We start from the raw sequence: 12,875 nt of genomic DNA, 5'->3' as shown, positions 1-12,875 counted from the left end.
CTTGGTAGCCCTTGCGGCGCTAGTCGTCCCACCCAACTAGGGGGATGATTAACATGACCGACGGGCAGGGCGATCCGCGCCACCTTGATACGCTGGACCGCGATCTGGCGCGCTACTCCAAACTCGAACTGGCGACGGCTTATGTGGCACGTCCAATGGTCGGGCCGGGCATCGGGCTGGTGTTCGTTTTACTGGCAGGTATCGCTGCGATGCTGTTTTTCGGGCATAGCAGCAATGCGATGATCGTTGTCATTGCGACCTGCCTGGGGGCGTACATGGCGTTGAATATCGGCGCCAACGATGTGGCCAACAACATGGGGCCAGCCGTTGGTGCAAATGCGCTGACCATGGGCGGCGCCATCGCGATTGCAGCCATCTTCGAGAGTGCGGGCGCACTTCTCGCCGGCGGCGATGTGGTGTCGACCATCGCCAAGGGCATCATCGCGCCCGAAAGCATGGGGACCGCGTCGGTCTTTATCTGGGCGATGATGGCGGCTCTGCTGTCGGCGGCGCTGTGGGTCAACCTAGCCACATGGATCGGCGCGCCCGTATCGACCACACATTCGGTCGTGGGCGGCGTTATGGGGGCGGGCATCGCCGCCGCCGGATTTGCCGCGGTCAACTGGCCGACCATGGGCGCGATTGCAGCCAGCTGGGTCATCTCGCCAATACTGGGCGGCGCGGTCGCGGCGGGTTTCCTATGGCTGATCAAATCGCGCATCATCTACCGAGAGGACAAGATCGCAGCAGCGCGCATCTGGGTGCCTATCCTGGTCGGAATCATGGCCGGTGCCTTTGCGGCCTATCTGGCGCTGAAGGGGCTGAAACACCTCATAGACGTCGACCTGCCGCTCGCGCTGGCCATCGGCGCGGCGCTGGGTATCGCGGTCTGGCTGGCGATGATCCCGCTGATCCGCCGCCAGTCGCGCGGGCTGGAGAATCGGAACAAATCGCTCAAGGTGCTGTTCGGTATTCCACTGGTCATATCTGCGGCCCTGCTCAGCTTTGCACATGGTGCCAATGATGTGGCCAATGCGGTGGGGCCGCTCGCCGCTATTGTGCAGGCATCGCAATCGGGCAGCTTCACGGACGCGGTCAGCCTGCCGTTCTGGGTGATGGTAATCGGTGCGTTTGGTATTTCCTTTGGCCTGTTCCTTTTTGGGCCCAAGCTGATCCGCATGGTCGGCGGCCAAATTACCAAGCTGAACCCGATGCGGGCCTATTGTGTCGCGCTATCGGCAGCGATCACTGTCATCGTGGCCAGCTGGCTGGGCTTGCCCGTCAGTTCGACCCACATTGCTGTTGGCGGAGTTTTCGGCGTCGGATTCTTCCGCGAATGGGATACCAAGCGGCGCATTCGCAAGGCGCAGCTGGATATGCCGGACAGGACCACCTTTGCCCCTCAGGAGCGGCGGCACCGCAAGTTGGTGCGGCGCTCGCATTTCATGACCATCATTGCGGCTTGGATCATCACCGTGCCTGCAGCGGCCACTTTGTCGGGCGCGATCTTTGTGCTGATAAACGCGGTCGTGGGTTAGCGCGCGCCCAGCCTCACAGCTTCCCAATTTTCAGCCGCGTGATCCTATTTGCCTTGCGCGCCAGCACCTCGAACCTGAAGCCGTGGAAGTTGAACACCTGATTGACCTTGGGGATCATCTGCGCCTCGTGGATGACCAGTCCGGCGATGGTGTTGGCGGCGTCATCGGGCAGCGACCAGTCGGTCGCGCGATTCAGGTCGCGGATCGTCATGGCGCCGTCGACGAGGTACTGGTTGTCGTCGCTGCGCTTGATGGGGTGCTCGGAATCGGTGTCGAATTCATCCGTGATCTCGCCGACGATCTCCTCCAGGATATCTTCGAGCGTGATGAGACCCTGAAGCGAGCCGTATTCGTCTACCACCAGCGCGAAATGCGTGCGCATCCGCAGGAACTGGCGCATCTGGTCATCAAGCGTGGTGGTTTCGGGCACGAAATAGGGCTTCATAACCACTGATGTGATGTCGAAACTGCGCCACGCGGTCGCGTTGCCGCCCTCGCCAAGAGCCAGTTTATGCATGGCGCGCAGGAGGTCCTTGGAGTGAACGATGCCGATGATGTTGTCGGGATCATCCTGATAGACGGGCAGGCGGGTATGGGGCGATTTCAGGCACTGATCGAGGATCGCAACCGGCTCAAGCCTCGCATCGATCATCTCGATCTCACTGCGGTGGCGCATGATTTCCTCGACCGCACGCTCACCCAGATCCAACGCGCCCAGGATGCGGTCGCGGTCCTCCTTTTCGACGACGCCCTCGGAATGGCCGAGGTATAGCGCGCCTGCGATCTCTTCGCGAACGGCGAGGATCTGGCCGTCGGGGTCGGTCTTGACCCCAAAGAGCCGTAGGATGAGCCGCACGAAAACCCGCACCGCGGACACCACGGGTGAAAAGAGGCGGATAACGATGGTGATGATCGGCGCGGCGCGGGCGGCTGCGACCTCGGCATTGGTGATGGCATAGGTTTTGGGCAGCACCTCGGCAAAGACCAGCACGAGGATTGTCATTACCAGCGTCGCCAGCGCCACGCCCGATTCGCCGAAGAGGCGCGTAAAGAGCGCGGTGGCGAGTGACGTTGCGAGGATGTTGACGAGGTTGTTGCCCAGTAGGACTGACCCGATCAGCCGCTCGTTATCTTCGGTGATGATAAGGGCACGCTCGGCCCCGGTGTCGCCCTTGTCGGCGCGCGCGCGCAATTTGCCGCGCGAGGCGGCTGTCAGCGCGGTCTCGCTGCCGGAAAACAGGCCCGACAAAACCAGAAGCCCCAGAATCGCAAGCACGGTCATCCAGAAGGCGGCGTCGAAAGTCAGGCTGATCGCGTCCATTTGGGCTGGTGTCCTCTTTTGCCACGGGGGTTATGGGCTGCGCGGCGTCTGCGATCAAGGGATCATGCCACCGCACGGGCCGCGATGTGCGGCTGCTCTGGGCTACCGATACAGCGCTTGCTGCCCGTTATTTGTCGCTCGAGGGGCTGGCGTCGCCAGATTTGGCCTTGGCGCTGTCCGACAGGGGATGATGGTCCATCACCAGCGCTTGCAGGCGGGCGTCGAGGACGTGGGTATAAATCTCGGTCGTGGCCACGTCTGCATGACCCAGCAGCGCCTGAATCGCCATAAGATCGGCGCCATTGGCCAGCAGATGCGTCGCAAAGGCATGGCGCAGCGTGTGCGGTGTGACCTTGTCAGGGCTGACACCGCCATGAACGGCCAGTTCCTTGATCAGCACGTAAAATCGGTGGCGTGTCAGGTGCCCGGATTTGCCCGACGACGCGAACAGGTAGGGCGATGGCGCGGTCCCCTTGACCCGATCCGCCTCGCCTTGGACCTCGACCATCGCCAGCCAGTCCTGCAACGCCGCGCGCGCGGGGGGCGAGAGGGGCACCATCCGCTCTTTGCCACCCTTGCCGCTGATCAACAGCATCTGCGGATTGCCGCGCGCTGCGGCGACGGGCAGGGACACCAGCTCGCTTACCCGCATCCCGGTGGCGTAGAGCAGCTCCATCAGGCAGGTGTTGCGGCAACGATCGCGCGCATTGCGCCCCACATCGCGGGCGGCGGCCAGCAGGCGGTCGACCTCTTCCTCGCTCAGCGTCTTGGGCAGGCGCGCATCGCGGCCCGGCCCCTTGATCTGCATCGCGGGATTGTCGGCGCGCAAGCGGTCCTCAAAGGCAAAGCGATAGAGTTGCTTGATCGCTGACAGTCGCCGCGCCCGGGTGGATTTGGCCAGCCCTTCCGCCTCAAGGTCAATGAGGTAACGTTCGATATCGGTCTGTTGTGCGGTATCGGGCGCGAGGGCCTTGCGCGTCAGCCAGCCGGTGAAATCGGTCAGATCGCGCGCATAAGCCTCGAGCGTGTTGCGTGCGGCACCCTGTTCGGCGGCCTGCGCCTCAAGGAAAGTCGCGCACCACTGCGCGGCGCTGCTCACGCGCCATCCCCCAGGACTAGCGTCTGAAGTGCGGCGCGGCGCGCGCTGTCCTCCAGCCCGACGGCGCGCATCGTGCCAAGGGCGCTGGCCATCTCGCCCGGATCGCCGTCCGCGCGGTCGAATTGCAATGCGGCCGACAGGATCGCCTCGCCCAGTTTGCCCTGGTCGATCAGATAGGCGTGCTCTGGCGCCGCCTCGGGGGGGGTCGTGAAGGCGCTGGCGATGATGCTCTCGATTGGGCCGTTCGCCAGTGCGGCATTTGGGCGGCCCTGTGCCAGACTAGCCAGAAACCGCGCGTTTCGCCCGTCGGGGGCCTTGTCGGCTGCGGCCTCGTAAGCTGGGGTCAGAAGGGCCATGCTGAATGCAAGATCACGCTGGCGGGGCGGCACACCGGCGGCTTGCAGTTTTTCGGCGAATAGCTGGGCGAACGGGACTTCCAGCCCTTCGTCGCGCATCTGCTGCCAGGCGACATTCAGCGCGACGCCGGTCCCACCCAGATTGCTTGCGTCCAGCGCTGCCTCGAGATCTTGGACGGCGGCGACCCGATCCCACACTCCGCCCGACGCCGAAGGCCGCTGGCGTGTGTAGAGGCCCATCAGGCGGTTGGGCGCCAGTGCTCCAGCGCGGGTCAGACGCTCGGCTGCCTCAATCTCGGCCTTCCAGCCGGCAGTGCTGCGGAGGTCGGCCATGGCGAACGCCAGCGGCAGACTGCGTGTCGGCAGCGGCGAGCCGATGGCCTCGAACAGGCGAAACTCAAGCGGTGTGGGTTCAGCGCTAGGCGGCGGCAGGGCAGCCGCCTCGGCCAGCTCGGAGTCGAGGAATTGCCCCAGCAGCGCGCCCTCGGTGCCTTTGATTGTCCCCAGCGCCGTGCCGGTATCATAAAGCAGCGCGGCGGTGCGCCAATCGCCAGTCAGGGCGGTGCAATAGATTTGTGCCGCGTCATTTGCCATCAACCCCGGCGCGTCCCGCAAGGCGGTGCAGGCCTCGGTTTCGGCGCCCGCCAGCAGGGCCAGATCAAACCAGCTGGCAAAGAGTGCGGGCGTTTCGGGCCCCGCACGCGCCAGCAGCTCCAGCGCTGGCTCAACCGCGCCAAAGCGGCGCAACATCTGAACCCGAGTGCGCAGATAGGCGTCCGGCGCACCATGAGGCGGTTCAGCCTCGGCCAGCAGAAGTGTATGATAAAGCGCGGCAATCGCTGGCGAAGGTTGCTGACGTGCCCCGCGCCATAGCCTGACCAGTTTGCCCGCGTCACTTTTCGCCCAAAGGTCAGGCGGCAAGCCAGTGACCGACGGCGGCAAGAGGCCAACCGCCCCGCTTGTCGCTGCGGCCAGCGGCGTTACGTCGACATTGGGAATACTGACCCGGCCAGCGACGGGCGGCTCACTAATGGACGGCGGGGCGGGCGAGAACAGCACGTCGCCTGTTCCCTGATCCAGCCAGTCGATGGCCGAAAGAGGGCGCGCGAGGCCCTCCTGCGCCGTCAGCGGTGCAGGCATTAGCGTCAGTAGCGCGAGCGCCAAGGCTGCGTTACTGCGCATCTAACAGGATGTCCTGACGAATCTCGCTTGCCGGGGGTGTGAAGTCCGCGCCAAAGAATGGGCCCAGATAGGCATAACCCACCAGCCCAACAAAGCCGAGGATGGCGAGGTAAAACAACCACTTGATGAGTCTGAACACTATATGCCTGCCTGCGGTTTGATCCGTTTTGCCCAACTTATAACTGGCCTTTCGCCCAATATCACGTCATTCAATGGCCGGATACAATTTATGGGCGGGGGAGTGCCGAGTGTGGCCGAAAAGGCGGCAGCAACCTTGAGAAGGACTGTGGTGCTGGTGGGCATGATGGGCGCCGGCAAAACAGCGATCGGCAAGGCACTGGCCACCCGTCTGGGCGTGCCATTCCTCGATTCGGATGCAGAAATCGAAACTGCAGCCGCCATGAGCATCGCCGAGATTTTTGACCGTGACGGTGAGGCGTTTTTTCGCAGCCGCGAGACAGAGGTGATCGACCGCCTGTTGTCCGACGGATGCAGCATATTATCCACCGGCGGCGGCGCGTTCCTGCAGCCGCGCAACCGCGCGCTTATTTCGGCCAAGGGCGTGTCGGTTTGGCTAAACGCCGATCTGCATCTGCTCTGGAGCCGGGTCAAGAACAAGGACACGCGCCCGTTGCTGCGCACGCCCAACCCTCACGCCACCCTGCGCGCACTCTACGAGGCGCGCACGCCGATCTATGCGCAGGCGGATATCGAGGTAGTCTCCTGTGCAGGCTTTACGATCGACATAATGACAACCCGCGTGATCGAGGCGCTCGCCGCGCGGCCCGGCATATTGGAAACAGCATGAGCGATATCATCCATGTCCCCCTTGGTACGCGTGCCTACGACGTGCATGTCGGCCCAGGTCTGCTGGCACGCTCCGGCGCGCTGATCGCGCCACTCTTGCGCCGCAAGCGGGTCGTCGTCGTCACCGACGAGGCCGTCGGCGAGCTGCATCTGGAGGGCCTGCGCGCTGGTCTGACCTCTAGCGGGATCGACATGACATCCTTGGCGCTGCCGCCCGGCGAGGCAACGAAGTGCTGGGCCCAACTGGAGCGCACGACCGAATGGCTGCTAGAGGCACAGGTCGAGCGCGGCGATATTGTTATTGCCCTGGGCGGAGGTGTCGTTGGCGATCTTGTCGGCTTCGCAGCGGCAATTCTGCGGCGCGGTGTGCGCTTTGTTCAGGTGCCCACCAGCCTTCTGGCGCAGGTCGACAGTTCGGTTGGGGGTAAGACGGGCATCAATTCGGTCAAGGGCAAGAATCTGATCGGCGCCTTTCACCAACCCAGCCTCGTGTTGGCCGATACTGATGTGCTGGCGACCCTGAAAAGCCGCGATTTTCTGGCGGGTTACGGCGAAGTTGTAAAATACGGCCTGCTTGGCGACGCTACCTTCTTCGACTGGCTGGAGGGCAACGCGCCCGCCATGGCCGCAGGCAACATGCCCGCACGCATCCATGCGGTTGCAAGGTCGGTCCAGATGAAAGCCGAAATCGTCGCACGCGACGAAACCGAGCAGGGCGACCGCGCGCTACTGAACCTTGGCCACACCTTTTGTCACGCGCTTGAGGCGGCGACTGGCTACTCCGACCGTCTGCTACACGGCGAGGGCGTCGCCATTGGCTGCGCGCTGGCGTTTGAGTTGTCGGCTCGTCTTGGCCTATGCGCACAGGAAACCCCCAGCCGCGTGCGTGCCCATCTGCGCGACATGAAGATGAAGGTTGATCTATCTGATATCAAAGGTGAGTTGCCCGATTCAAATGGTCTACTGACGCTTATGGAACAGGACAAGAAGGTGCAGGAAGGCCAGATGCATTTCGTCCTCGCGCGCGGAATTGGCGAGGCGTTCGTCACGTCGGATGTGCCCAAAAAGGCTGTCATCTCGGTTCTGGAAGATGCGCTGGCCGCACGTTAAGATCGTATGCCATCTAACTGTAAGCAATCAGGATCGGCAGAATTCCGTACGCGCGACCGATTGATCCTTTAGCCCAGCTTTACCAGCGCGTGACGCTTCTTGCCTGCACTTAGCTTGATCGGCTGCGCCAATGCAACGGCGTCTATCATCAGCCCCGCATCCTCTAGCGGTGCGTCATTCATGCGCGCGCCGTTCTCAGCGATCAGCCGCTTGGCATCCTTGCCCGATTTCGCCAAACCTGCGCGCACGATTAGCTGCACGATTGATACACCGCCCGCGACCTCGCCCGGCTCCAGCACCAATGTCGGCAGGTCGTCCCCAACGCCCCCTTTTTCGAACACTTCACGCGCAGTCGCCTCGGCGGCTTTTGCTGCATCAACGCCGTGCAGTAGGCTTGTGACTTCATTGGCTAAAATCACTTTGGCTTCGTTTATGTCGGACCCTCCTAACGCACCTAAACGCTCGCATTCGTCGAGCGGCAGCTCGGTATAGAGTTTGAGGAACTTCCCGGTATCGGCGTCGGTGGTGTTGCGCCAAAACTGCCAGAATGTGTAGGGGCTGCACATTTCGCCGTTCAACCAGATCGCGCCATCGGCGGATTTACCCATTTTGCGCCCGTCCGACGTGGTCAAAAGCGGCGAGGTCAGACCGAAAACCTGCCCGTCGATCACCCGACGCGTCAGGTCGATACCGTTGACGATATTGCCCCACTGATCTGATCCACCCATTTGCAGGGCGCAGCCATAGCGGCGGTTAAGTTCCATGAAATCATAGGCTTGAAGGATCATATAGTTGAATTCGAGAAAGCTCAGCGATTGTTCACGATCCAGCCGCGACTTGACCGATTCAAACGACAACATCCGGTTGACTGAGAAATGCCGTCCGATGTCGCGCAGGAAATCGAGGTAGTTCAGCCCATCCAGCCATTCGGCGTTGTTGACCATCATCGCGTCCGTCGCGCCGTCGCCATACGATAGATAGCGCGCGAACACTTGCTGCATGCCGCTGATGTTCTCGTCGATCACCTCAGGCGTCAGCAAGGGCCGTTCATCCGCGCGAAAGCTGGGATCACCTACCTTGGTCGTGCCACCGCCCATCAACGTGATCGGCTTGTGCCCGGACTTTTGCAGCCAGCGCAGCATCATGATGTTCAGCAAATGCCCGATATGCAGCGATTTCGCGGTCGCGTCATATCCGATATAGGTAGGGACGACGCCCGCCATAAGGCGCTCGTCCAGCCCCTGCATGTCGGTGCAATCGGCCAGATAGCCGCGCTGGATCATCACGTTGAGAAAGTCCGATTTGGGGTGGTAGGTCATGGCGCTTGTCCCGGCTTGGTTTGCGCGGCATGTATAGGTGCGCATCAGGCAAAGGAAAAGACCATGTTGAAGACGGGCCGCGTATGGGCCTTGGGCGCGATGTCTGGGACGTCACTGGACGGGGTTGACGCCGCATTGATCGAAACGGACGGCGAGGTCATCCATGGCTTTGGCGCCAGCCGTTACCGCGCGTATTCGGCGGATGAGCAGGCAGTCCTGAATTCTGCGTTGGGACTTTGGCCCGGCGGTGATGTTGCCGCTGCCGAACGCGTGGTGATGCAGGCCCACACGGAGGCGCTGAGCGGATTCGATAAGGCCGAGTTGGTCGGTTTTCACGGGCAGACGCTGGCGCATGACCCAAACGGACGCGGCACCCACCAGTTGGGCGACGGCGCGGCGTTGGCCGAGGCGCTCGGACTGCCGGTTGTCTGGGATTTTCGCAGCGCCGATGTGCGCCTTGGCGGGCAGGGCGCGCCGCTGGCGCCATTTTTCCACTTTGCCTGCGCGCGGTATATCGGGGCGGATGCGCCGGTTGCCTTCCTCAATCTGGGCGGAGTCGGCAATCTCACGTGGGTCGACCCCAAGGCCAGACGCCCCGAGGATACAGGCGCTTTGATCGCCTTTGACACCGGCCCCGCGAATGCCCCGATCAATGATCTGATGATGGCCCGCCGCGGCCTGCCCTACGACGAGGGGGGGAGGCTCGCAAAAGGCGGCATGGTGGCCGAGGGCGCGCTGGAACTATTCCTGGATGAACCATATTTTCTGAAAATGCCGCCCAAGTCGCTGGACCGCGACGCATTTGCCGACATGATCGGCCTTGTGGGCGAGTTGAGCGATGCGGATGCCGCCGCAACCCTCACCGCGATGTCCGCCGCTGGCGTTTTACGCGGGATGGAGCATTGCCCGACACCGCCGGCGCGCCTGCTGGTCACGGGGGGCGGGCGGCATAATCCAGTGATGATGGACATGCTGCGCGCTGCGCTTGATTGCGAGGTGGCGCCGGTCGAGGATGTCGGCCTAGATGGTGACATGCTGGAGGCGCAGGCCTTTGGCTATCTCGCTGTGCGGGTGGCCCGTGGCCTGCCGACGTCGTGCGCCGCCACGACCGGCGTGCGTGCGGCAGTATCAGGCGGCACGCTGAGCAAACCGGAAAGCGCATGATGGACTATGTTCTAAACGACGGCGCAGGAGGCGGCGCGCGACTGGGCCTGATCGTGCTGGCGACGGACGAGACGCTGGAATTCGAGGCGCGCGAGGTTCTGGCGGGGCGGGATGCGCAGCTGTTGCACGCGCGCATCCCCGTCGCGAGCGCGATCACGCCCGAAACCCTTGCACAGATGGACGCGGCGATGCCCGTTGCCGCCGCGCTGCTGCCCGCCGGGCTGGACGTCATCGGCTATGGCTGCACGTCGGGTGCGACTGTGATCGGGCAGGCGCGCGTGGCAGAACAGATCCGCAGCGTGCATAACGACGCCAAAGTGAGCGATCCGATCAGCGCCGTGATCGCGGCGCTGGGGCAGTTGGGCGCGCAGAGGATCGGCATGGTCACGCCCTATGTCGCCAGCGTCACGGCACCGATGCGCGCGCTGCTCGCGGCCAATGGCATCGAGGTGGCAAAAGAGGTCAGCTTTGCCGAGGGGGACGACCGACGTGTTGCGCGCATTGACCCGACCTCGACCCGTGCCGCGCTGCTTGAGGCGGCTAGGGCGCCCGGGATCGACGCGCTTTTTGCCAGTTGCACGAATTTGCAGACCTTCACGATCATCGAAGAGGTCGAGGCGCAGACCGGCTTGCCGGTCGTTACCTCGAATCAGGCGCTGATCTGGCATTTGCTGAGGCTGGCGGGGGTGGACGCTGCCGGTTGGGGGCCGGGGCGACTGTTCGGGTGATAAGCGCGTTTTGCCATAACGGCATGCGACCCCATATTGAGCGGATGACAGGGCAGGAGCGGGGTACCACATGACCGAGACCAAGGCACAGATCACACGGGCCGAGGCGCAGGGCGTGCGCTACGCCGCCGAGTTGGAGGGCCACGTGCGCTGGCTGGACAGCATCACGGGCGCGGCCCTTGGCGTGCTGGCGACTGCGTCGGGCATATACACGTATCTCGGGGTTTCGTCGCTGCTGGACGATAATGGCGCGCTCAGTTTCTTTGCCGCCGCGTCGTATTCGATCGCGGTTTCGGTCGGCATCTTTGTCTTTTGGTCCTATCTCATGCGGCTTTTACCATCGGTGCGCAGCATGGCCTCGCGGATCGGGCTATTGGTGTCGATGGGAATAGGATCGCTCGCGATCATCGCCATGTCGTCTTGGTTGAACGCTGCCGCGCTGGCAGGCTCGGCGGCGGTCGAGCAGCATTTGGCAAAAACGGTGCAGGAATATCAGGGCTCGCTTGAGCAGGCGAACCTGATCGCCGTCTCGGCGCAGGGACTGGAGCGGGACGTGGCGCGTGTGCGGCAGTCTTTTGAGGACCTCAGCGCGCAGGAGGCGAACGGAGACCTCTCGGGCCTCGCCGGGCGCGGCGCGGTGTTCCGTGTGCTGAGCCAGAAGTCGGACGAACTGCGCGGCCTTGAGGCACAGATCGCCAGCCAGCAGCCGCTGGTCGACGGGGCGTTCATCGAGGGTAACGCGATCCTCAGCCGGATGCGCGCCTTGACGGTCGAGCCGGGACCGGTCGAGCCACGCTCGGTCCAGTTCTCCGAAGAGGCGGTGAGGCTGGCCGGGATCATCACGCAGTTGCGCCAGCTGTCGGTTGCACCGCTAGTGTCGCGCGCGGCGCAGGATCTGGCGGCGTCCGTGGTGCTGCCCGAGTTGGACGGGCGTACCGGCGCGGCGCGCGGCGATCAGCAAAGCACGATCACGTCGGTGCTTCAGGTGCTGGGCCAGCGGGCCGATACGCTGCGCAGTGCTGCCGATACCGTAGTGGCCATGCCGCCGCCAGCCGACACGACCTATACGCCGATTTCGACGGCCGATGCGGTGATCCGCTATGCCGGAAATTTCGCGCCGTCATGGGCCGGGGCCATCGCCATTGACCTGCTGCCTGCCGTGCTGGTGTTTATTCTGATGGTGGCACAGGCCGCGATCCGTTCGGGCCGCGAGGGCGTAGGAATCGAGCAGACCTTGACCCTGTCCGAGTTGCGCGCGGCGATGATGGTGCTGCACGAAATGGACGAAGTGCGCCGCCCGGTGCCGCAGAGCGCACCTGTGCCGGATGTCGAGAAAAGCCCGAACGGCGCGGATCGCACGCCATGAGTGACGAGGCGCAAGTCGGCTGGGACGCACGGCGCGTTCTTTACGGGGTGCTGGGCCTGCAGCTGGTCATGGCCGCGCTGTTGGCCGGGTCGGACGTACTGGGCGCGCTGCCACGCCTTGGCTGGCCCTCGGGCGCGCCGGGGGTCGAGATGCCGGTCGCGCCCGGCGATCAGACGCGCCGCTATGCGCCACGCGACACGCCTCTGCCGCCGCGCGGCCCCGGCGCACCCGAGCGGCCCTACCGCAACACCGGCGACATGCCAAACCGACTCGAGTTTTTGCGCGAAGGTGGCACACTGCGCCTGACGGGCGAGATTGCCCCCGGCGACGATGTGCGGGTGGCCGAACGATTGGAGGCCGAGACCGGGCTGGAGCGCGTTGCCCTCAGCAGTCCCGGCGGCTCGGTGCGCGACGCGCTCAGAATTGGGCGTGCAATTCGCGCGGCCGAGTTGGCGACGGAGATCGACGCCGGTGACGTGTGCTTTTCCGCCTGTCCCTACATTCTGGCCGCCGGGACGACGCGCCGCGTCGGCGCGGGCGCGCAGGTGGGCGTGCACCAGCATTATTTCGGCAAAAACACGGTGCTGCCCGCCTTTTTGGCCGTCGCGGATATTCAGCGCGGCCAAGGTGAGGTCATGGAGTATTTGGACGACATGGACGTCGATATCCGCCTGATGCGGCCAGCGCTCGCAACGGCGCCAGAAGATATCTATCTGCTTTTGCCCGAAGAATTGCGGGAGTATCGCCTGATTACTAGTGATGGGGACGCTTGAGTGGGCGGCAGAACCTTTGGTGGGAGGGCGTCGGATATAGCCATACCTTGGTATATTTATTCCCGCTGATAATTAGCACAGGTCTGTCACACATGGCTTTGTAGTAGATTAA

The 12,875-nt window shown here is 63.5% G+C and carries 12 protein-coding genes; 7 read left to right on the top strand and 5 right to left on the bottom strand.

What is annotated here, in order from left to right:
- Positions 1 to 53 precede the first annotated feature (53 nt).
- Complete coding sequence (locus tag U3654_RS08720) at positions 54 to 1,538, top strand: inorganic phosphate transporter (RefSeq protein ID WP_324754945.1); 1,485 nt, start codon at positions 54 to 56, stop codon at positions 1,536 to 1,538.
- Positions 1,539 to 1,551: 13 nt separating this feature from the next.
- On the opposite strand, the gene U3654_RS08715 is transcribed toward U3654_RS08720, so the two are convergent.
- The 4 genes from U3654_RS08715 to U3654_RS08700 form a co-directional block, all read right to left on the bottom strand.
- On the bottom strand, positions 1,552 to 2,859 hold the full coding sequence (locus U3654_RS08715) for an HlyC/CorC family transporter (RefSeq protein WP_324754944.1): 1,308 nt from the start codon (positions 2,857 to 2,859) through the stop codon (positions 1,552 to 1,554).
- Between the two features lie 127 nt (positions 2,860 to 2,986).
- The gene (locus U3654_RS08710) at positions 2,987 to 3,958 is read right to left on the bottom strand and encodes a tyrosine recombinase (RefSeq protein WP_324754943.1); all 972 of its coding nucleotides are present in this window, start codon (positions 3,956 to 3,958) and stop codon (positions 2,987 to 2,989) included.
- A complete protein-coding gene (locus tag U3654_RS08705) occupies positions 3,955 to 5,496 on the bottom strand; it encodes a hypothetical protein (protein WP_324754942.1) in 1,542 nt (513 codons plus the stop codon). Before U3654_RS08705 ends, U3654_RS08710 begins: the two co-directional genes overlap by 4 nt.
- Positions 5,486 to 5,635 carry a hypothetical protein gene (locus U3654_RS08700; protein ID WP_324754941.1) on the bottom strand — a complete coding sequence of 50 codons (150 nt, stop codon included), beginning with the start codon at positions 5,633 to 5,635 and terminating at the stop codon, positions 5,486 to 5,488. The genes U3654_RS08705 and U3654_RS08700 overlap by 11 nt, the downstream gene beginning before the upstream one ends.
- A gap of 90 nt (positions 5,636 to 5,725) precedes the next feature.
- Between U3654_RS08700 and U3654_RS08695 the strand changes: the two genes are divergently transcribed.
- Positions 5,726 to 6,304 carry a shikimate kinase gene (locus U3654_RS08695; RefSeq protein WP_324754940.1) on the top strand — a complete coding sequence of 193 codons (579 nt, stop codon included), beginning with the start codon at positions 5,726 to 5,728 and terminating at the stop codon, positions 6,302 to 6,304.
- Positions 6,301 to 7,413 (top strand): 3-dehydroquinate synthase, encoded by a 1,113-nt coding sequence (gene aroB, locus U3654_RS08690; RefSeq protein ID WP_324754939.1) that lies wholly within the window; start codon positions 6,301 to 6,303, stop codon positions 7,411 to 7,413. The genes U3654_RS08695 and aroB overlap by 4 nt, the downstream gene beginning before the upstream one ends.
- A gap of 68 nt (positions 7,414 to 7,481) precedes the next feature.
- On the opposite strand, the gene tyrS is transcribed toward aroB, so the two are convergent.
- The gene (gene tyrS, locus U3654_RS08685; RefSeq protein WP_324754938.1) at positions 7,482 to 8,732 is read right to left on the bottom strand and encodes a tyrosine--tRNA ligase; all 1,251 of its coding nucleotides are present in this window, start codon (positions 8,730 to 8,732) and stop codon (positions 7,482 to 7,484) included.
- Positions 8,733 to 8,795: 63 nt separating this feature from the next.
- On the opposite strand from tyrS, the gene U3654_RS08680 reads away from it, so the two are divergent.
- The 4 genes from U3654_RS08680 (at position 8,796) to U3654_RS08665 (ending at position 12,763) form a co-directional block, all read left to right on the top strand.
- On the top strand, positions 8,796 to 9,896 hold the full coding sequence (locus U3654_RS08680; RefSeq protein ID WP_324754937.1) for an anhydro-N-acetylmuramic acid kinase: 1,101 nt from the start codon (positions 8,796 to 8,798) through the stop codon (positions 9,894 to 9,896).
- The gene (locus U3654_RS08675; protein WP_324754936.1) at positions 9,893 to 10,624 is read left to right on the top strand and encodes an Asp/Glu racemase; all 732 of its coding nucleotides are present in this window, start codon (positions 9,893 to 9,895) and stop codon (positions 10,622 to 10,624) included. Before U3654_RS08680 ends, U3654_RS08675 begins: the two co-directional genes overlap by 4 nt.
- 70 nt (positions 10,625 to 10,694) lie before the next feature.
- The gene (locus U3654_RS08670) at positions 10,695 to 11,990 is read left to right on the top strand and encodes a hypothetical protein (RefSeq protein ID WP_324754935.1); all 1,296 of its coding nucleotides are present in this window, start codon (positions 10,695 to 10,697) and stop codon (positions 11,988 to 11,990) included.
- Positions 11,987 to 12,763, top strand: a complete 777-nt coding sequence (locus tag U3654_RS08665) for a hypothetical protein (protein WP_324754934.1) — start codon at positions 11,987 to 11,989, stop codon at positions 12,761 to 12,763. The genes U3654_RS08670 and U3654_RS08665 overlap by 4 nt, the downstream gene beginning before the upstream one ends.
- Positions 12,764 to 12,875 lie beyond the last annotated feature (112 nt).

It is taken from the genome of Roseovarius sp. Pro17 (assembly GCF_035599575.1).
In the GTDB taxonomy this organism is placed as follows: domain Bacteria; phylum Pseudomonadota; class Alphaproteobacteria; order Rhodobacterales; family Rhodobacteraceae; genus Roseovarius.
This window is presented reverse-complemented; position numbering and strand designations above follow the sequence as displayed.